The organism is Arthrobacter luteolus NBRC 107841, from assembly GCF_001552075.1.
Lineage (GTDB): Bacteria > Actinomycetota > Actinomycetes > Actinomycetales > Micrococcaceae > Arthrobacter_B > Arthrobacter_B luteolus.
This window is the reverse complement of record NZ_BCQM01000008.1, coordinates 89,785-109,209: the sequence shown is the minus strand read 5'-3', so window position 1 is coordinate 109,209 and position 19,425 is coordinate 89,785. Positions and strand designations below refer to the sequence as shown.

The following is a 19,425-nucleotide window of genomic DNA, read 5'->3' as shown; positions in this document are numbered from 1 at the left end:
ATGACAAAACCCGGCCCGCGAACGATCCGCGGACCGGGTTTTGTCCGGTTAGTGCCTAGTCTTCGCGGGTCAGGAATTCACGTACGCGGGCCCGGGCGGGCCCGGCGTCGTAGCTCTTGACCAGGGCGCCGGCCATGCGGACCGGATCGCCGAAGAAGAAGTACTCGTAGAGCGACTGGCGGCCGGAGAACCCGGAGATCGAGGCGTCGTAGGCCAGCTTGAACAGGCGCACACGCTCGGGGCCGGTGAGGGTTTTACCCTGCAGGTACTTCTCGATGTCGCCGCGGGCATCCGAGTTCACGTCAGCCTCACCCGGCAGAGCCATCAGCCCGGAAGCGGAGAACTTGCGGATGATCTGCGGGAAGCGCTGCGCGATCTTCGGGTACCAGTTGCGGGCGGCGTTCAGCGTGTCCCACTTCGGCAGGTAAACACCTTCGTCGTTCAGTTCACCGTCCACCTCGGCGGCGCGGATGAGCGCCTTGCCGATTTCGACGTCGACAATCAGTTCCGCAATGTCCTCCTGGATGTGCTGGAAGCCGTCGATGCCGATCGATGCGGCCAGCTCCGAGGCCAGGCCCAGGAAGAAGGTGCTCTTGGCGATGGTGCGGGTGACCACCTGGTGGGTCATCAGGTGGCCGGCACCGGTCTCGGCGTACCAGGCGTTGCAGAGTTCCGGGTGGCCGAGCATAAAGATGCGCTCGTTCGGCACGAAGCAGTCTTCGAAGACCACGACGGCGTCCATCTCTTCGAAGCGGCTGGCCAGCGGCTCGTCGTGCGTGCTGCCGCCGTTGTGCAGCGAGGTGCGGCAGAGGTAGCGCATGCCGGGGGCGTCGTTGGGCAGCGCGAAGGCGAAGGAGTACGGAGCGTCTTCCGGGGTGCCGCGGAGCACGGTGGAGGGGAAGACCAGGATTTCGTCGGCGATCGGGGCGATCGTGGCGAGCATACGGGCACCGTTGATGACAATGCCGTCTTCACGCTCTTCGGTGATGCGCGCAGCCAGCTGGCCGCCGAGCTGCTCGGAGCCGGAGACGGAACGGTTGACCTGCGGCGGGATCAGGGTGTGGGTAGCCAGGAGGTCCTGCTCGCGGGCCTTCTCGTAGTACGCCTCGATGCGCTCACCGAAAACCGGATCAGCCTTGGAGAAGAACTTCTTGGCGGTGGCCAGGGCGGTCAGCGAGGAGTTCATGTAGTCGCCGGAGCGGCCCAGGAAGCCGTTGGAGTATTCGGCCCAGCAGGAAATGGCGTCGCGGCGCTTTTCCAGGTCTTCCAGGCTGCGCGGCACCATAAAGGAGGAGTTCACCAGGTCACCCGTGGACGGGGAGGTGTAGGTCAGCCGGTCCTGGTAGGCCGGATCGTGCTGCATGTCGAAGAGCTTGGCGTAGGTCCGCGCGTTGTTGCGGAAGGCCGGGTGCTCGGCAATGTTCTCGGTGACGACTTCGCCGTCGATCACAACGTGGGGACGCATGGCGTTGATTGCGTCGAGGTACTGCTGTCCGGTGCGGATGCCCATGGGCTTTCTCCAGTTCTGTTTGTAGCTTCTGCGCTGAGGCTGTTTTGGTGATTTACGGCAGGTGGTGCTGGTGGTCCGGGACCGGCGGACTGCTTAGAGCAGCTCTTCGATGCCGAGCTGGCTTTCCGGAATGGTGGTGAAGGTGCTGTTGGCGAAGCACAGGGCGTCGCCGCTGCGGTAGTTGAAGTCTGCGACTTCGCCGAGATACAGGGTGTGGTCGCCGCCGTCGTACGCAGCCCAGGGCTTGCACTCGAAATAGGCCAGGACGTTGCTCAGCCGGGGTGCGACGTCGCCCTCGATCCAGGTGGGCTCGAAGCCCGGGCGGCCGGCGAAGTGCATGGCCAGGGCCTGCTGCTCAGCGCCGAGGATATTCACGGTGAAGGGGCGGTCCGCGAGCTCGTCATGGGCCTTGGTGGTGCGGGCGATGCTCACCAGCACCAGCGGCGGATCCATGGACACCGAGGTGAAGGAGTTGACGGTCAGGCCGTGGCGCTTGGAAACGCCGTCGAACGTCACAATGGCGACGCCGGTGGCGAAGCGGCCCAGGCTGCCGCGGAAGTGATGCTCGCGGGGCCGCAGGACGGCGGGCGGGTAGTTGGGCACGCGCTCCGGCGTGCTGTCTTTCGGGCTGGCAATCATTGGCAATCCTTTGGACCTTGGCGGCCAACCGGCCGCTAGTTCGATAATCGAACATGTGTTTCGTATAGAGAACTAATGGAACCATAATTGAATGTGACGCGGCGCACAAGCCCAGGTGACTGGCGTCGCTTTATGACAGCCGCGGACCTTGTGCCGGGGCTGGCTGTTTCGATACGTTCACCCTCAGACGTCGGGGCGCAGTGCCGGGCATGGCAGTCAACTGATCCCGGGAACTGCGGCTAGCCACTGCCGGACCCGGCGTTCAGCCAAGGAGGGGATCATGGGCAAAGTCGCCTGGGGATTTACCAGTTCGCTCGATGGTTTCCTGGCGGGGCCGGGCCACGACATGACCTGGTTCTCTGCCGCTGAACCCCTGCCGGAGGGGATGACGGAGCGTCTGGCCGGTGAGGTCGGGGTGATCATCGCCGGCCGGGACGGGTACGACGCCGCCAAGGCCCAGCGGGACGAGCGGGACGAAACGACCTCCGAGGCGTACGGCGGCGCCTGGTCGGGTACCGAGTTCATCCTCACCCACCGGCCGGAAGAGCTTGCCGGCGACGAGTCCATCACCGCGCTGAACTGCGGCATCGTGGAGGCCATCGGCCGCGCCCGGGAAATCGCCGGCGACAGGGACGTGCAGATCATCAGCGCCGACATTGCCCGGCAGGCCCTGGAACACGATCTGATTGATGAGCTTCAGGTGTTCGTGGCGCCGGTCTTCCTGGGTGACGGCATCCGCATCTTCGACGTTCCCGGCGGGCGGCGCTACGACTGGGAGCTCGTCGAGATCCATGAGGGGGCCGAACGCAGCTTCGGCCGGACGTACCGCCCCAGGCGGGCTTCGCCGTCGTGAAGTGCGGGCCTGGTGTCGCTGGATGCGCTGGCGGGTTGGGGTGCATTGCCAGCGGGGCACGTGGGGCGTGGGTTTGAGCCGAACGCCCTAGCGGGCCGTGACGGGGCGCGGGGTTGAGCCGAACACCCTAGCGGGCCGAGACGGGGCGCGGGGTTTTGCCGAACGCCCTAGCGGGTCGCGAAATGGACCCAGACGCCGATGATCCAGGCGGTTCCTGCGGCGAGGGCGAGCGCCAGTTCCACCAACAGCCCCAGGCCGGTTGCCTTCAGGGCTGCCCAGGAGGAGGACGCTGCTGCGGAGAGGCTGCGCTGGCGGGCGAACTCGCTGATCAGCAGGCCTCCGGCGAATCCGACGATCAGCCCGACAACCGGAATCACGAACATTCCGACAATCCCGGCGATGAGCCCGATCAGCACCGACCGGTTAGGGATCTGCCGCTGCTTCAACCGGCGCCCGGTGAGGACGGCGCTGGCGGACATTCCGGTCACGGCAAACAGCGCCCCAAAGGCGAAGGACCACCAGCCGGCACCGCTGCTGACCCCGATCGCCCAGCCCAGGAAGGTGAGCAGGATCAGGATGCTCCCCGGCAGCACCGGCACCACAATGCCCGCCACTCCCACTGCAATCAGCAGGCCGGCTATGACGGTAATAAAAAGGTCGGTGTCCATGCAGGACAGTCTTTCACCTGCTGGTTCGGGGACAGCTTTCGAGCCAGGCGCCTCCAGATCGCTATCCCCCCCCCGCTCGCGACACGGGTTCCCACTGTTCGTTACTGGAGTGACGCGCGTGGTCCCACCAGCCACGGGAGGCTACAAAGACTGGGAACGCGTGCCGCGACGGCACGTAACCCGCACAGTTTCCCACCCTTCGTTACTGGAGTGAGACACGTGGCCCCATCAGTCACGGGGACAACACTGCCTGGGAAACTGCGTGCGCCACGCCACGCCCCGCCAACCTGCCGATCCGCCCCGGTCCACTCCGATCCGCCTCGGTAGCGCCCCGACCCACTCCGATCCGCCGCGGTCCACCCCCTCAGCCTGCCGATCCACCGCGATCCGCCCCGATACACCCATACAGTAAGGTTACTTATGAAGTCATCACCTTCAGCCAGCCAGCACCCGACGGCAAGGAGCAGCAGATGAGCACGGATTCAGGCAGCACAGCCGCAGGCGAACGCCGGCGGCGGGCAGAGGATGTCGCCGCACGTGAGGACAGCAGCACCAGCAGCACCAGCAGCACCGAGCCGGATGCGACCCGCCCGCTGAACACCAGCGGAGCCGCCGGAACCCCGCATAACAACACCGAGGTGTTGGGGAACCCCGGCACCCAAAACGACACCGAAGTACTGGGCACCCGGCAGAACGACACCCAGGTTTTGGGAAACACCGGGAACAGCGGCACCCGCCAAAACGACACCCAGGTGTTGGGGACCGCTGACACGAGGCGTTACGACGCCGAAGTCACCGGCACCCGCGACCCCAGCGATGCGGCCTACCGTACCGGGCAGGCCACACCTGGGCAGGACGCACCCGGACAGGACGCAGCTGGGCAGGACGGAACCAGGCCCGGACGCGTTGGCCGAAACGCCGCCGGTCAAGACGCCGGACGCACCGGCCGCGGCCCGCGGGCGCAGGGGCTGCCCAACCGCGAAGCCCTGCTGGCCGCGGAACGCGAACGTTTTGGCGGCTTTAAGTTCGGCGCGGCTTTCTTCGGCTGGCTGACCGCAACCGGCATGGTGGTCCTGTTGTCAGCTGCGGCGGCCGCGATTGGTGCCGCCGTCGGCGTCTCCACCGATACAGACCTCGGGGCGGCCCTGGACCAGGCGGCGGCGAATCAGTCCGCTGGCCTGGCCGGCGCGATCATCACCCTGGCCGTGCTGCTGCTGGCGTACTACGCCGGCGGCTACGTGGCCGGGCGGATGGCCCGCTTCAACGGACTGAAGCAGGGCCTCGCCGTGTGGCTGTGGGCGCTGGCCGCGGCCGCCGTCGTCATTATTGTGGGCCTGATCTTCGGCAACGACATCCGCAGCATTACCCAGCTGAACTCGGTGGCGCCGCTGCCCGAGGACCTGGGTGCCATTTCCGCCGGAACCTGGCTGGCCGTGATCGCCAGCGTGGCCGTGAGCCTGATCGGCGCACTCCTGGGCGGCCTGGCGGGCATGCGGTTCCACCGCCGCGTGGACCGCGCCCACTTCCCGCCGGTTCAGGAAACCGTCTAACCGGCGCCGGCTTCCAGCCGCTTCCAACGCCAAACGGGGCCGCCTCCTCCTGGAGACGGCCCCGTTTCGCTGTAGTTAGACAAACTTACGGGCTGGGCATACCGCCGTTGACGTTCAGGGTCTCCCCCACCACATAACTGGATTCCGAGGAGGCCAGGAACACGTAGGCCGGGGCGAGCTCCGTCGGCTGCCCGGCGCGGCCAAGCGGGGTGTCCTTGCCGAACTCCGGCAGGGCCTCCTTAGGCTGGCCGTCGGAAACCTGCAGCGGCGTCCAGAACGGACCCGGGGCGACGGCATTTACCCGGATGCCCTTGGGAGCCAGCTGCTGGGCGAGGCCCTTGGTGAAGTTGTTGATTGCGGCCTTGGTGCTCGCGTAGTCCAGCAGGTGCGGAGACGGGCTGTAGGCCTGGATCGACGTCGAGTTGATGATGCTGGAGCCCGCAGGCAGATGCGGCAGGGCCGCCTTGGTGATGCGGAAGAAGGAGTAGATGTTGGTTTTGAACGTGTCATCCAGCTGCTCATCGCTGAGGTTTTCGAGGCCCTCCACCGCGATCTGCTTGCCGGCGTTGTTTACCAGAATGTCGAGGCCGCCGAGCCCGTCCACCGCATCCTGGACCACCTGGGCGCAGTACGCCGCGTCCCGGACGTCTCCGGGGAGCCCGACGGCGGTGCGCCCGGCCTTCCGGATGACCTCCATAACGTGCGCGGCGTCTTCCTCTTCCTCCGGCAGATAGGCGAGGGCGACGTCGGCCCCTTCCCGGGCGAAGGCGATGGCAACCGCCGCACCAATCCCGGAGTCAGCCCCGGTGATCAACGCCCTGCGGCCTTCAAGCCGTCCGGTGCCGCGGTAGGAATCCTCGCCGCGGTCGGTCTGCGGCTCCAGATCTGCGTCCAGGCCCGGTTCCGGCTGGTCCTGCTTGGGCGGCGAGATGGACGGATACCGGGTGACCGGATTCTGGAAGGTGTACTGGTCCGCGGTCTGCTTATTGGCCATTGACTATCCCAACTTTCCACAGTTCTTGGACGTGGAGCCGCACGCAGCGGCCCGCCAACCCTTTAGGTAAGCATGCTTACTACCCTAGGGCGGCGGAGGGGCCGGGTTCAACCCGGGCGGACCCGCTCGAAGGCCCGCGGGAAAGCCCGCTAAAAGAAGAGGCCCAGGAAGCCGACGCTGATGCTTCCCACCAGGCCGATGATGAGGAGCCAGACAATGGGCGTGCGGTACTTGTTCATGTGTCGCATGGTCTTCTCAGTCTACGTGGGACGCCGCTCGCGGGTGAGGACGACGGCAGAACCGGCAATCAGCGCGGATCCGAGCATCACCAGGGCCAGCGGCAGTGCCGAATACTCGCCGCCCAGGCCGGTCAGGGGTGAGACGGCGGCGCCCATCAGGAACTGTGCTCCGCCAAGGACGGCGGAACCGCTGCCGGTGGCGCCGGCCGCCTCGGCGAGGGCCAGCGCCGTGGTGTTGCCCATGATGAATCCCAGCGAACAGACCGAGCAGAACAGCGGAACAGCCAGCAGCAGCGGCGGTACCCCCGCCAGGACCAGCACCAGCATGGCCGCGGAGAATCCAATCAGCACCGCCACCGCCCGGACCACCATCCATCGGGCGGGAACGCGGCGGGTGAGGCGGGCGGCAATAAACCCTGCACTCACCATGCCGGCGGCGTTAAGGCCAAACATCAGGCCGTAGGTCTCCGGGGAAAGACCCATGAGACTTTGGTAGATAAAGGGCGACGCCGAAATGTAGCCCATCAGCACCCCGAAGGAGCTGGCGAAGAGCAGCACATAACCCAGGAAGCGACGGCGGCGGACCACGAGTCCCAGCCCCTTAAAGGCCGGCCCCGGCGTGCGCTTCTCCGCGGGCAGGGTTTCCCGCACCACCGCGGCGGCACAGGCGAACATCAGGGCGGCGATCCCGGCCAGCGTCCACAGGACTCCGCGCCAGCCCCACAGTCCGGTGAGCACACCGCCGAGTGCGGGGGCCAGCACCGGCGCAACTCCGCCAATGGTCATCAGCAGGCTAAAGGTCCGGGCGGCGGCGGCACCGGAGGTCAGGTCCGAGGCCACGGCCCGGGCGATCACAGGCCCGGCAGCTGCACATAATCCCTGCACAAACCGCGCTCCGATCAGGACCTCCAGGTTCGGCGCAGCCGCACACACCACCGAGGCGAGGACGAACGCGCCGGAGCCCAGCATCAGCGGCCGGAACCTGCCGTAGCGGTCGGAAATCGGGCCGAAGGCCAGCTGCCCTGCGGCCATACCGATCAGGAAGGCGGTCAGCGTGAGCTGGACACCGGATGCGGAAGATCCCAAATCCCCGGCAATCTCGGGAAAGGACGGCAGGTACAGGTCCGTGGTGAACGGACCGGTGGCGGCAAGGAACGCCAGCACCAGCAGCAGGCCGGTGCCCAGGGGAGCTTTGCTGGCTTGCGGGGCGGGTGTGGGAGGCACCTCCTGATCCTACGGACCGGCACCTTGACTGGAGAATCCATGACGCCCACTGTGGTTGCCTCTGCGCCGTTCTGCCCGGAGAACACGTGCCGGACCTAGTGCACCGGCTGGCCACAAGGCAGACTGGGCGGGAGTTTTCCCATGCCCGGTGACAGACAGGAAGCAGAGCTATGAACGCGGAACACAAACGCATTGTGGTTGGGGTGGACGGGTCCTCGCTCTCCCTGGTCGCGCTGAGGACTGCCGACCGGCTTGCCGGCCTGCTCGGCTGCCACATCCAGGCAGTGACGGTGTGGTCCTATCCGGTTGCCCTGGCCGTTCCCATTCCGTCCACGGAATGGACTCCCCGGGTCGAAGCGGAAACGGCGCTGGACGAAACCCTTCAGGCCGCCTTTGGCAAGGACCTTCCGGAAGGGCTGACAAAAACAGTGGTCGCCGGACAGCCGGTTCAGGTGCTTATTGAGGCCAGCAGGGGTGCGGAAATGCTGGTGGTGGGCAGCCGCGGCCGGGGAGGCTTCAAAGGGCTGCTGCTCGGCTCGGTCAGCTCCGCAGCGGCCGCTCATGCCCACTGCCCGGTGCTGATTGTGCACCCCGGCGAATCAGACTCTTAGTCTCCCGCCGGGGTGCCTGCCCGTACGCACGTAGGCCTGCGCGGGCACTAGCCTGCACGGGCACTTGCCTGCAGTGCGCCCCGCCTGCGCGGCAGTTAAGCCTTGTGTCCGGCGGCGGCCGGCGCAGGCTGTTCAGCTGCGGACTGTTCAGCTCCAGCTTCGACTGCCGGCTCACCGCGGTCAGGTGCCACGCGGCGCAGTGCCACCAGGGCGGCGGCAGCAGCGGCAACCATCAGGGCGATGCCGATGGCCGACGTCGCCACCACACCGGAGTCGAACGCGGCCTGGGCCGAGGCCAGCAGCTCCGCGGCCTGCGGGCCGGGCAGGCTGTTTGCTGCTTCCACGGCACCGCCCAGGGTTTCCGATGCCGCGGAGGCCGCGGCGGGGTCCAGGCCTTCCGGGAGCACAACGCCGTTGCGGTAGCCCGCCGTCAGGATGCTGCCCAGCACTGCGGTGCCGAGGACCGCACCCACTTCATACGCGGTTTCGGAGATGGCCGACGCCGCTCCCGCCTTCTCGGACGGGACGCTGGAGAGGATGAGGTCGTTGGAAATGGTCTCCGCCGACCCGACGCCGATGCCGAGAATCATAAAGGCGATGATCAGGCCCAGCGGGCTTTCCTGGTGTCCGGTGAACAGCACCACGGTGTATCCGACGGCACTGAAGAGCAGCCCGCCGGCCACTGCGTAGGCGGGGCGCACCCGGCGCACCACCTTCACCACGGCCAGGCCGGCAACGATGGTGAGCATCAGCCCGGGCAGCATCATCACGCCGGCTTCCCGCGGCGTCTGCCCCAGGACCAGCTGCAGGTGCTGGGAGAAGAAGAAGATGAATCCCACCTGCGCGAAGACGCTGAGCAGGTTGGCCGAGATGGAGCCGCTGAACACCGGATTGCGGAACAGCCGGACGTCGAGCATCGGCTCGTCCCGGCGCAGCTGGCGCCGGACGAAGGCGGCACCGAAGACCAGTGCCACGGCCGTTGGCGTCAGGGAGTCGACGCCGATCCCGTGGGTGGACACGGTCTTGATGCCGTAGACCAGCGGGAACATGGTGGCCATGATCAGTCCGATGCTGAGCGGGTCGATCTTGCCCGGCTTCGGATCCCGGGACTCCGGCAGCAGACGCGGGCCGAAGACCAGCAGCGGAATGAGCACCGGGACGGCCAGCAGGAAGACCGAGCCCCACCAGAAGTGTTCCAGCAGGGTGCCGCCGACAATCGGACCCAGGGCTGCGCCGCCGGAGAACCCGGCAGCCCAGACGGCAATGGCGATCCGGCGCTGGCTGGGAATCACGAACATGTTCCGGATGATGGACAGCGTGGCGGGCATCAGCATGGCACCGAAGAAGCCGAGCAGTGCCCGGGCACCGATCAGGACCTCAGCGGACGGAGCGAAGGCCGCCGCCACGGAGACCAGGCCGAAACCGGCGGTGCCGATCATCAGCAGTTTCCGCCGGCCGAACCTGTCCCCGAGGCTGCCCATGGGCACCAGGAGGCCGGCCAGGATCAGCGCGTAGATGTCGATGATCCACAGCAGCTCCGTACCGGAGGGAGCCAGTGCCCGGGACAGTGAAGGCACGGCAAAGCTCAGCACGGTGTTATCCACCGCCACCAGCAGGACGGCGAGCATCAGGACCGCCAGTCCCAGCCATTCACGTTGTCCAGCCCGCGCAAGCACGGGCCGTTCCTGTACCGCAGGCACAATTCCTCCTTGGAAGCTGGCAGGGCTTCGCCTGCCGAAAACTTGTGGGTTAAAAAGACGCGGCAGCACGTCACCGAAACCGGCTGAACGTTACTGTACCGTCTAGACTGTACAGGATGGCATGGCGTACCGTAAAGCCATGCCTGCACAGACATCCGCCCGGGACCGCGTCCTGTCCGCGTACGAGGAACTGCTGATTAATGAAGGTCCGCGCGGGGCCACGCTCGACGCCGTGACGGCGCTGGCCGGAGTCTCCAAAGGCGGGCTGCTCTACCACTTCAAGAACAAGGAAGCCCTCGCCGCCGGGGTGATTGAACGGCTGAAGGAACTGGCCGCCGCGGACCTGGAGCAGATGCGCACCGATCCCGAAGGTCCGGCCCGGTACCTGGTCCGCACCTCGCTTTATGTCGGCAGCCCCCTGGACCGGGCACTGATCGCAGCCGTACGGCTGGCCCAGGGATCCGATGCCGCGGCCTCGGAACTGCTGCAGCAGATCCACCGTGACTGGTTTGACCTGGTGCTGGACGAAGTCGGGGACCGGCCGATCGCGCGGGCCATCATGCTCCTGGGTGACGGCCTGTACTACAACGAAGGCCTTCCCGGCGGCTGGCCCCAGGAGAAGAACTCGCCGACCTCGGGGCCGGTGGAGGAACTGCTGGAGATCGTCGACGTCCTCAAGGCCCAGGCCCCCGCCTGCCGTATCTGAGCTGCCCGGGATGCCCGGAACTTCCTGGCCTGGCTCTGCCTGGCCGTGCCTGCCCGGGCTGGCAGGGTGCGGTGTGACACAGTTGTGCCATGGAAATGAGCACAGCTGACCTTTATGACGAACAGGGCGAGGCGCTGGCATCGGTCTCCCTGCAGTTCCAGGATCTGGGCGGACAGACCCGCTTCACCGGGACGGTGCGCACCGTCCGCTGCCTGGAGGACAACGGGCTGGTGAAGTCCGTCCTCAACTCCCCCGGCAATGGTGCGGTCTTGGTGGTGGATGGTGCCGGCTCACTCAACACGGCCCTGATGGGGGACATGATCGCCGAAGCCGCCGTGGCCAACGGCTGGGCCGGCGTCGTGATCAACGGCCCCATCCGCGACCGTGCCGCCGTCGCCAAGCTGCCCCTGGGCGTCAAGGCGCTGGGCTCCAATCCGCGCAAGAGTGCCAAGGAATCGGCGGGCGAAGTGGACGTGCCGGTGGAGTTCGGCGGCGTGACGTTCCGCCCCGGCGCCAGGCTCTGGGCCGATGAAGACGGCATCCTGGTCGAATGGTAGGAGCACAGCGTGGCCGACGTCCTGCTGTTCCACTCCGAACTGGGCTTGACCCCGGGAACGGATGCCTTCGCTGATCTGCTCCGGGACGCCGGCCACACCGTCACCGCGCCCGACCTCTATGACGGGCAGGTCTTCGGTACCTTGGAGGCCGGACTGGAGTATGCCGGGGAGATCGGGCTGGAGACAATCGAGGCCCTGGGCGTGCGGATCGCCGAGCAGCTGCCGGAGGACCTGGTCTACATCGGTTTTTCACTGGGCGTTCTCCCGGCCCAGCGGCTGGCGCAAACCCGGCCGGGAGCGCGGGGCGCCGTCCTGGTGAGCTCCTGCGTTCCGCCTGGCGCCTACGCCTACACCTGGCCGGCCGGCGTTCCCCTGCAGATCCATGCCATGGCCGATGACCCGGTTTTTGTAGAGGAAGGGGATCTGGACGCCGCCCGCAACCTCGTCGACTCGATAGCCGGGGACGCAGACTGGGCCGCCGCTGACACACTCAACGACGCGTCCGTCAAGCTCATCCTCTATCCGGGCAGTTCCCATTTCTTCGTGGACATCAGTTCACCGGACTATGACGAGGACTATGCCCATGCCCTGACGTTCAGCGTCCTGGAGCTGCTGGCCGGCATCAACGACGGGATGGACGGCTAACAGCCGCAGCCCGCCCCTGAGGAGGAGCAGGCTGCGGCTTTCGGCAGTTGAGGCGGGGAACCGCTACGCGTTCCAGAGACCGTAGGAATCCGCCAGCGAAGAGATCTTCTGTGCGCGGGCCAGGCGGGGAAGGTAGGAACCGTCACCGACCACGGCACCGGCGGCGTGTGCCTCCAGCAGTTCGTGCGCCCACACGATTTCCGACTCGCTCGGGGACAGGCCCTGGTTGATGGTGTCCGCGGCTTCGGGCATGAGGCACAGCTTGCCGGTCATGCCCATCGAAGCGGTGACCTTGCAGGCCTCCAACAGTTTCTCGCCCAGGGTTCCCACCGTCGGACCGTCGATCGGGCCCGGCAGCTGACCCACGCGGGATGCCACCACAAGCTTGGAGCGGGCGTAGGCCAGCGCCATCGGATCATCCGAAGCGCCGGTGTCGCGGCGGAAGTCGCCTACACCGAAGGCCAGTCGGAACGTACCGGGAGCGCTGGCGATCGCCGTCGCGTTCTCGATGCCGAGCGCCGATTCGACCAGGGCGAGGACCGGGGTGCCGGCCTGCAGCCGCATGGCCGTATGCGTGACCTGCTCCGGTTTTTCGGTCATGGCCAGCATGACTCCGCGCAGGCCCGGAGCCTTGGACAGGGCCGCGAGATCGTCTGCCCAGAAATCGGTTTCGATCCCGTTGACGCGGACCCAGGCCGTCATTCCGGTGGACAGGGCCTCGACCACGCGTTCACGGGCTGCGGCCTTGCCATCGGAGGGGACGGCGTCTTCCATATCGAAGATGACCGAGTCCGCTTCGGAGGCCAGGGCAGGCCCGAAATTTGATTCGTCCGCGGCAGATGCCAGGAGCCAGGAGCGGGACAGTTTCGCAGGCAGCGCGGCAGCGCGGCTGTTTCGGAATGGAGCCATAGGAACGAGACTACTTTCCAGCCCCTGAGTTATCCCAACGCAGGGTCTGTTGATGTGACGGCGGTTACTTCATATCCGGACTGCCCTGTGGCTGGCCTGGAGGCACGACGGCGATCTCCTGGCCTTCCGCATCCATCAGCTTTCCATCCTTGATGTGGTCCCCTTCGCGCAGGATCCGGAGCTGGTCGGTCCGGATCGCCCGGACCGGCGCCTCGGCGAAGACGCTCGGGTCTTCCGAATTCCCCGCCTTGATGTGGTTGAACAGGATATTGAGCAGGATCGCCATCACGGCGGCGGAGCTGATGCCGGAGTGGAAGATGGTGCTGAACCAGGAGGGGAACTGGTCGTAGAACGCCGGCGCGGCAATCGGAATCATGCCGAAGCCCAGGGAGGCGGCCACGATGATCAGGTTCATGTTGTTCTTGTATTCGACCTTGGCCAGGGTGCGGATGCCGCTGGCGGCCACGGTGCCGAAGAGCACGATGCCAGCGCCGCCCAGCACCGGGGTGGGGACGGCGGCAACGACGCGGCCCAGGACCGGGAGCAGGCCCAGGATCACCAGGATCAGGCCGCCGGCACTGACGACGAAGCGGCTCTTCACGCCGGTGATGGCCACCAGTCCCACGTTCTGGGCGAAGGCGCTCTGAGTGAAGGAGTTGAACACCGGGGAGAGGGCGCTGGAGAGCATGTCGGCCCGCAGCCCGTCGGCGATGCGCTTGGAATCAACCTTGGTATCCACGATTTCCCCGACGGCGAAGATGTCCGCCGTCGTCTCCGTCAGGGTCACCAGGATGACGATGCACATGGAAATGATTGCGGCGATCTCAAAGGTCGGCATCCCGAAGGCGAACGGGCTGGGCAGGGCGAAGACCGGGCCCTCTCCCACGCTGGAGAAGTCCGCCTTGCCGACGAACACGGCGAAGATTGTGCCGATCACGATCGCCAGGAGGATGGACAGCCGGGAAATGGCGCTGACTCCCACCTTGCTGAGCAGCAGGACCACCGCCAGGGTGAGTGCCGCCAGCCCAATGTTGGAGACGCTGCCGTAGCCGTCGGCCTTGGAGTTGCCGCCCATGGCCCAGTTCGCGGCCACGGGCATCAGCGTCAGCCCGATGGTGGTGATAACGACGCCGTTGACCACCGGCGGGAAGAAGCGGATCACCTTGGCGAAGATCGGTGTGATGAGCAGGCCGATCACCGACGCTGCGATCACGGCTCCGAACACAGCCTGGATGCCGCCGCCGCCGCTGAGGATCGCGGTCATGGTGGCGACACCGGCGAAGGAGACACCCTGGACAAGCGGAAGCTGGGAGCCGAAGAAGGGCACGCCAATGGTCTGCAGCAGGGTGGCCGCACCGCCGACGAAGAGGCACGCAGCGATCAGCAGGCCAATGTCCGCCGAGTCCATGCCGGCGGCGGTGCCGATGATCAGCGGCGGGGCGATGATGCCGCCGTACATGGTCAGGACGTGCTGGAATCCGTAGGCAAACATGCTGCCGAGCGGAAGCACCTCATCCTCCGGCCGGCCCGGCCGGGATCCCTTGGCCGCAGCGGCCCTGCGCCGGATCATCAGCAGAACCCCGCAATGCTGTTCCACACGGGGCTGTCCCCGGTGCTGCCCTCCCGCTGGACCGCGGCTTCGATCAGCCCGTAGGGACGGTCCGCGGCGAAGAAGACTTCGCCGGGGTTGTCCAGGCCGAAGGGTTCGAGGTCGACCAGGAAGTGGTGGTTGTTCGGCAGAGAAAGCCGCACTTCATCGATTTCCGGGTGCCTATCCAGCACGGCCCGGCCCATTTCGAACATGGTCTGCTGCAGTGCCAGTGAATGGGTGTTGGCGAAGGTGTCCCGCAGGGCGGTGCGCACCGAGGCGTAGGCGGAGTTGAAGTCGACGCCGTCAAGAGTGTTGTAGCGCCACTTGGCCGTCACATCGGTGGCCAGGATCCGGTCGGTGGTTTCGGCGAGGGTGGTGTACCGGTCCCGCGGAAAGCCGTGGAATTCGGAGCCGGTGGATTTCAGGACGGTCAGATCCGAGATTCCAGCCACCAGGTGCCGCTGGCTTCCGGCGGCCAGCAGGACGGCGGTGCGGACTTCGCTTTTGTCCTTGGCGAAGGCGTGGTCGTGGTCGCTGATCCGGTTCCAGAAGTACTGTTCGGCGGCCCAGCGTCCGCCGGTGACCCAGTCGAATTCTCCGGTGAAGTGGCCGGCCAGGCGGAGCAGGAACTCCTCCGGGGAGCCGACGCCGTCCCGGGCGAAGGCATAGATGGTGTTCTTCTGTGTGTCGGTGGCAACCACCCGGGCGTTGTCGCCCTCGGTGTGGGCGGCCTCGAACCCGCCGTGCAGCTGGGAGGTGATGCTGAGGTCCTCCAGGCTGTGGCGTGCCGTGTCCCGGGTGACCTTAACCAGCCGGACTTCTGCCTTGCCGTATTGGTTGGGGCCCAGCACGACCCGTGAGGTACCGGGTCCGCTGGCTCCGGCGGGGTGCGTTGTAGAGGTCATGGCTCAGCTTCCTCGATAGGTGGAATAGGCGAACGGGCTCAGCAGCAGGGGAACGTGGTAGTGCTCCCCGGTTCCAGCAACATTGAAAGTGAGGGTGACGGAGGGGAAGAACGACGGCGTTCCGGCGGCTTCGTACCAGGCCGCGGTGGTGAACTCGATCCGATAGGCCCCTGCCTCGAGCCGGTCCGGGCCGAGGTCGGTGACGCGTCCGTCTGCATCGGTGGTGCCGGTGGCGATCTCCTGCCAGCCCTGCGCCGTTTGGGCCTGCAGGGAGACCGGGATGCCCTGGGCCGGCCGGCCGGCGGCTGTGTCCAGGATGTGCGTGGTGATCTGGCTTTTCACTGGTTCAGGAGCCCTTCGAGTCGGAGGATGGCGATTTCGCGCAGCTGCGCGGCGATGACTTCGAGTTCCTCTTCCGGAGAGTTCTCCAGGCGGGCGCCAAGCGCGGCCAGGACTTCTTCGGCACTGCGGCCGGCGGCGCGGATCAGGAACACCCGGCCGAACCGGGACTCGTAGGCGCGGTTGCCCGCCGCCAGCTGGGCCTGGACATCCGCTGAGGTCTCGACGCCGGACTGTTCACGGCGGGACATTTCCGCTTCGCTGCCGCTGCCGGCCGCCCGCTCACCAATGCGGGGATGATGCGCGAGTGCGGCGTCAATTTCGGCTTCGGTCCAGCCGGGAGCGGCCAGTTCAGCGAAGGAAAGCAGTTCCGCGGCTGTCCCAAAGGGCCGGGCCAGCGCGATTTCCGAGGTCCACCGGGGGATGTCGACGCAGGGCTTCAGCGCCGCCTGGGCGTCGGAGATGGACGCTGCGTTGAAGGCGGAGAGGAAGTCCGGGGAAACGTTCAAAGACGGGTCCGAAGAAAGAGGCAGGGCCACGGGTGTCAGCTTTCGGTCAGAGGTCAGAGGGAGAGGACTTCCCGGCGCTGAACACCCTTGACCATCGGCCATGGCCGACTTGATTCGATGTTCCGGTGAAGTTCCTGTTGATGTTTCTGTTAAAGATGCTGGAGAGGATTTCCTCGATGCGGAAATTCTATTTCGAACAGTCTGGAGTCCGCCCTCCAGCGTGTCAAGGGTTTGCATTTTTACGCTTTCCTTTTAACCCGCGCGTAACCCTGTACCTGGGCCGTGATGTGGATTTTACAAACAAACGCAAAAAGTTCCGAAATAGGGATTGCCCTTTTCGCGGCGGCAGCGCATAATATCTGCGCTTCCCGCCGCACCGGCCGTCAGCCGCCCGCGACCAGGCGGCGGGCCGCTTCGGAATGCCGTGCGGTGAGCTCTTCCAGGTCAAGGCCCGGCAGTTCGCCGTCGACCACTTTCCATTCCCCGCCCACCATGACCCGGTCCGCACGGTCCGCGCCGCACAGCAGCAGCGCGGAGAGGGGATCGTGGGAGCCGGAGAACCGCAGGTCATCGAGCCGGAAGAGGGCCAGGTCCGCCTGCCTGCCCGGCGCCAGTTCGCCGATATCGCTCCGTCCCAGCGCCCGGGCGGACCCGCGGGTGGCCCAGCCCAGGGCCCGCTCCGGCGTGATGGCTTCGGCTCCGTAGCGCAGCCGCTGCAGGTACAGCGCCTGCCGGGCTTCCAGGATCAGGTTGGAGGCATCGTTGGATGCCGAGCCGTCCACGCCCAGGCCCACCGGCACTCCGGCGTCCTCGAGTTCGGCCATCCGTCCGATGCCGGAGGCCAGCCGCATGTTCGACGTCGGGCAGTGCGCGACGGCGGTGCCGGCGGCCCCCAGCCGGGCTATCTCGCTGTCGTTGAAGTGCACGCCGTGCGCCAGCCAGGTGCGGTCCCCGAGCCAGCCCACGCTCTCCAGATAATCCACCGTCCGCAGGCCGAACATTTCCAGGCAGAACGCTTCCTCATCCATGGTTTCGGCGAGGTGCGTGTGCAGGCGGACATCATGGGCCTCCGCCAGGGCTGCGCTGGCCTTCATGATCTCCTGCGTCACCGAAAACGGTGAGCACGGGGCGAGCCCGATCTGGATGACGGCGCCGTCGCCGCGCTCGTGATAGGCGCCGATCAGCCGCTCACTGTCCGCCAGGATCACCTCCGCGGCCTGGACGGTTGCGCGTGGCGGCAGGCCGCCGTCGTCCTCCCCCAAGGTCATGGATCCGCGGGTCAGCATGGCCCGCATACCCAGCCGCCGGACCGCGGAAACCTGCACATCCACGGCCTGTTCCAGCCCGTCCGGGAACAGGTAGTGGTGGTCGGCGGCGGTGGTGCAGCCGGAGCGCAGCAGTTCGGCGAGCGCCACGGTGGTGGCCAGTTCCAGATCCTCCGGGGACAACCGGGCCCACACCGGGTACAGGTTCTTCAGCCAGGGGAATAACGGCGTATTCACCACGGGAGCCCAGGCCCGGGTGAGCGTTTGGTAGAAGTGGTGATGGGTGTTGATGAGACCCGGCAGCAGCACGTGGGCCGACGCATCGAAGGTGGAGGTGACCGGCGCCGCGGGCCGGCCCCCGGCAGCCACCAGCTCGGTGATCCGGCCCGCCTCGATGACCAGTCCCCCGCTGGCATCGAGGCGGTTGGCGGTGAAGACGGCCAGCGGATTCCGAATCCAGATGCGGGCGGCTGGGAAGGCGGCTGGGGAGGAGGTCTGCATGGCGGATCCTTTGCGGGTCAATGCCGCTGTGATGCCGCAGTTGCCGGACACCATAAAAGGCGGCCAGCTCAGTGGAACTTGTCTGCTGATCCAAGAAGTCCGGCGGCCGCCGGCACTTGGCCGCCAGCGTAGGCCGCGGCCCGTGAAGCGGTCAAGAATATTTCTTTCAACCGGTTAGCGGCGTCCAGGTGATGCGGCGGGTATCCCGTGGTAGGCTCCTTCCAATTCCGGCCCGATATGCTGCCGTGTGCATTTCTTCGGACATGCAATGGACACGAAATGTATTCGGCAACGCGGCATAGCGGCAATAGGAAAAAGAATTGGAAGCGCAGATTTAGGGCCCACCCGGAACCTCACGGGTGATCGGCAGCGGTGGCGGGGTGTGGGGGTCGGTGAGCGGCGGATGCGTGGAGACCGCCGCGCTGCACGCCACCTGCACGCCCCCGTCGAGGCGATTGCCGAGGGAACTCCCGGGACCGAAGCTTGATGCTGCCACCCCCCGGAGAAGTGACACCGTCAGTCTTGGCCGGAGCGACGGCCGCCGCCACATCGGCGCCGCCGGCCTGCCACTGTCCGGCCTCACCGGCCCTGTCCACGCCTCATCCCGATCAATCAAACACCTCACAGCCAGCTAGGAGATCCCTGCGCGTGGACATCAACACCATTCCGGACCTGGTCCCTACCGGCGACCCGGCGCACTGGCGTCCCGGAGACGCCTGGCTGGGCGGAGGCACGGTGCTGTTCTCCTCCGGCAGCCAGAGCCTGCAGCGGGTCCTGGACATCACCCGGGCCGGCTGGGAACCGCTCAGCGCCTCGGACAGCGGTCTGGAGATCGCGGCCACCTGCACCGTTGCCGAGCTCTATGCCTTTGCCGGTGACCTGCCGGCCGCCGCCGCCGGCTGGACCGCATTGGAACTGCTCCGCCCCTGCTGTGACGCTTTTGTGGCGTCGTTCAAGGTCTGGAACGTGTCCACGGTGGGCGGCAACCTCTGCACTGCACTGCCCGCCGGTCCGATGACCTCCCTGACCGCGGCGCTGGACGGCCAGGCCCTGGTGCTCTCGCCGGACGGCACATCGCGCACCCTGCCGGTCACGGACCTGGTCACCGGCGACGGGCAAACGTCCCTCACCCCCGGCGAGCTGCTGCGGAGCGTGAGCCTTCCGGCCAGGGCCCTGCAGGCACGCACCGCGATGCGGCGGCTGTCCCTGTCCAACCTGGGCCGGAGTCCTGATCATCGGCAGGCTCGATCCGGGCGGCACCTTCGTCCTCACGGTCACCGCTGCCACCGTGCGCCCGGTCCAGCTGCGGTTCGGCAGTGTTCCCGGCCGTGCCGAACTGCGCGGGGCGGTCGATGCCGCGATTCCCTTCGCCCTGTACCACGACGACGTCCACGGGCTGCCGCAGTGGCGGCAGTACATGACCGAACGGCTCAGCGAGGAGATCCGCGCCGAACTGGCGCAGGATCCACAGGGAATGCCGACGCCACAATGACCGGCGCCGGCACCGGAC

The 19,425-nt window shown here is 66.7% G+C and carries 18 protein-coding genes and 1 pseudogene; 7 read left to right on the top strand and 12 right to left on the bottom strand.

Annotated features, from left to right (window positions below; genetic code table 11):
• Positions 1–55: 55 nt before the first annotated feature.
• Both hpaB and AL3_RS14240 read right to left on the bottom strand, forming a co-directional pair.
• A complete protein-coding gene (hpaB, locus tag AL3_RS14245) occupies positions 56–1,510 on the bottom strand; it encodes a 4-hydroxyphenylacetate 3-monooxygenase, oxygenase component (RefSeq protein ID WP_083521761.1) in 1,455 nt (484 codons plus the stop codon).
• Positions 1,511–1,603: 93 nt separating this feature from the next.
• Entirely contained in the window at positions 1,604–2,149 is a 546-nt protein-coding gene (locus AL3_RS14240; protein WP_066302246.1) for a flavin reductase family protein, read from the bottom strand.
• 280 nt (positions 2,150–2,429) lie between these two features.
• Between AL3_RS14240 and AL3_RS14235 the strand changes: the two genes are divergently transcribed.
• On the top strand, positions 2,430–3,002 hold the full coding sequence (locus AL3_RS14235) for a dihydrofolate reductase family protein (protein ID WP_066302245.1): 573 nt from the start codon (positions 2,430–2,432) through the stop codon (positions 3,000–3,002).
• Positions 3,003–3,169: 167 nt separating this feature from the next.
• On the opposite strand, the gene AL3_RS14230 is transcribed toward AL3_RS14235, so the two are convergent.
• Positions 3,170–3,670, bottom strand: coding sequence for a DUF456 domain-containing protein (locus AL3_RS14230; RefSeq protein ID WP_066302244.1), 501 nt, complete (start codon positions 3,668–3,670; stop codon positions 3,170–3,172).
• Between the two features lie 470 nt (positions 3,671–4,140).
• Here AL3_RS14230 and AL3_RS18490 point away from each other — a divergent pair, with 470 nt between their 5' ends.
• A complete protein-coding gene (locus tag AL3_RS18490) occupies positions 4,141–5,220 on the top strand; it encodes a hypothetical protein (RefSeq protein ID WP_066302243.1) in 1,080 nt (359 codons plus the stop codon).
• Between the two features lie 85 nt (positions 5,221–5,305).
• Here AL3_RS18490 and AL3_RS14220 read toward each other — a convergent pair whose 3' ends face one another.
• Complete coding sequence (locus AL3_RS14220) at positions 5,306–6,214, bottom strand: SDR family oxidoreductase (protein WP_066302241.1); 909 nt, start codon at positions 6,212–6,214, stop codon at positions 5,306–5,308.
• 260 nt (positions 6,215–6,474) lie between these two features.
• A complete protein-coding gene (locus AL3_RS14215; RefSeq protein WP_066302238.1) occupies positions 6,475–7,677 on the bottom strand; it encodes a multidrug effflux MFS transporter in 1,203 nt (400 codons plus the stop codon).
• Positions 7,678–7,847: 170 nt separating this feature from the next.
• Between AL3_RS14215 and AL3_RS14210 the strand changes: the two genes are divergently transcribed.
• On the top strand, positions 7,848–8,288 hold the full coding sequence (locus tag AL3_RS14210) for a universal stress protein (RefSeq protein WP_066302236.1): 441 nt from the start codon (positions 7,848–7,850) through the stop codon (positions 8,286–8,288).
• Between the two features lie 95 nt (positions 8,289–8,383).
• On the opposite strand, the gene AL3_RS14205 is transcribed toward AL3_RS14210, so the two are convergent.
• The gene (locus AL3_RS14205; protein ID WP_083521768.1) at positions 8,384–9,916 is read right to left on the bottom strand and encodes an MFS transporter; all 1,533 of its coding nucleotides are present in this window, start codon (positions 9,914–9,916) and stop codon (positions 8,384–8,386) included.
• A gap of 193 nt (positions 9,917–10,109) precedes the next feature.
• On the opposite strand from AL3_RS14205, the gene AL3_RS14200 reads away from it, so the two are divergent.
• The 3 genes from AL3_RS14200 (at position 10,110) to AL3_RS14190 (ending at position 11,896) form a co-directional block, all read left to right on the top strand.
• On the top strand, positions 10,110–10,694 hold the full coding sequence (locus AL3_RS14200) for a TetR/AcrR family transcriptional regulator (RefSeq protein ID WP_246168380.1): 585 nt from the start codon (positions 10,110–10,112) through the stop codon (positions 10,692–10,694).
• Positions 10,695–10,789: 95 nt separating this feature from the next.
• Complete coding sequence (gene rraA, locus AL3_RS14195; RefSeq protein WP_246168379.1) at positions 10,790–11,251, top strand: ribonuclease E activity regulator RraA; 462 nt, start codon at positions 10,790–10,792, stop codon at positions 11,249–11,251.
• Positions 11,252–11,260: 9 nt separating this feature from the next.
• A complete protein-coding gene (locus tag AL3_RS14190; RefSeq protein ID WP_066302233.1) occupies positions 11,261–11,896 on the top strand; it encodes a dienelactone hydrolase family protein in 636 nt (211 codons plus the stop codon).
• A gap of 63 nt (positions 11,897–11,959) precedes the next feature.
• On the opposite strand, the gene AL3_RS14185 is transcribed toward AL3_RS14190, so the two are convergent.
• The 6 genes from AL3_RS14185 to AL3_RS14160 form a co-directional block, all read right to left on the bottom strand.
• Positions 11,960–12,805, bottom strand: a complete 846-nt coding sequence (locus tag AL3_RS14185; RefSeq protein WP_066302232.1) for an HpcH/HpaI aldolase/citrate lyase family protein — start codon at positions 12,803–12,805, stop codon at positions 11,960–11,962.
• A gap of 64 nt (positions 12,806–12,869) precedes the next feature.
• A complete protein-coding gene (locus AL3_RS14180; protein WP_066302231.1) occupies positions 12,870–14,375 on the bottom strand; it encodes a nucleobase:cation symporter-2 family protein in 1,506 nt (501 codons plus the stop codon).
• Positions 14,375–15,301 (bottom strand): factor-independent urate hydroxylase, encoded by a 927-nt coding sequence (gene pucL, locus AL3_RS14175; protein WP_066302230.1) that lies wholly within the window; start codon positions 15,299–15,301, stop codon positions 14,375–14,377. The genes AL3_RS14180 and pucL overlap by 1 nt, the downstream gene beginning before the upstream one ends.
• A gap of 3 nt (positions 15,302–15,304) precedes the next feature.
• Positions 15,305–15,643, bottom strand: coding sequence for a hydroxyisourate hydrolase (uraH, locus tag AL3_RS14170; protein ID WP_066302229.1), 339 nt, complete (start codon positions 15,641–15,643; stop codon positions 15,305–15,307).
• Complete coding sequence (gene uraD / locus AL3_RS14165; protein ID WP_066302227.1) at positions 15,640–16,149, bottom strand: 2-oxo-4-hydroxy-4-carboxy-5-ureidoimidazoline decarboxylase; 510 nt, start codon at positions 16,147–16,149, stop codon at positions 15,640–15,642. Before uraD ends, uraH begins: the two co-directional genes overlap by 4 nt.
• A 383-nt stretch (positions 16,150–16,532) precedes the next feature.
• Positions 16,533–17,915, bottom strand: a complete 1,383-nt coding sequence (locus tag AL3_RS14160) for an 8-oxoguanine deaminase (RefSeq protein WP_066302317.1) — start codon at positions 17,913–17,915, stop codon at positions 16,533–16,535.
• A 648-nt stretch (positions 17,916–18,563) separates the two neighbouring features.
• Here AL3_RS14160 and AL3_RS14155 point away from each other — a divergent pair.
• A pseudogene (locus tag AL3_RS14155) lies at positions 18,564–19,407 on the top strand (FAD binding domain-containing protein).
• The last annotated feature ends 18 nt before the right edge of the window (positions 19,408–19,425 follow it).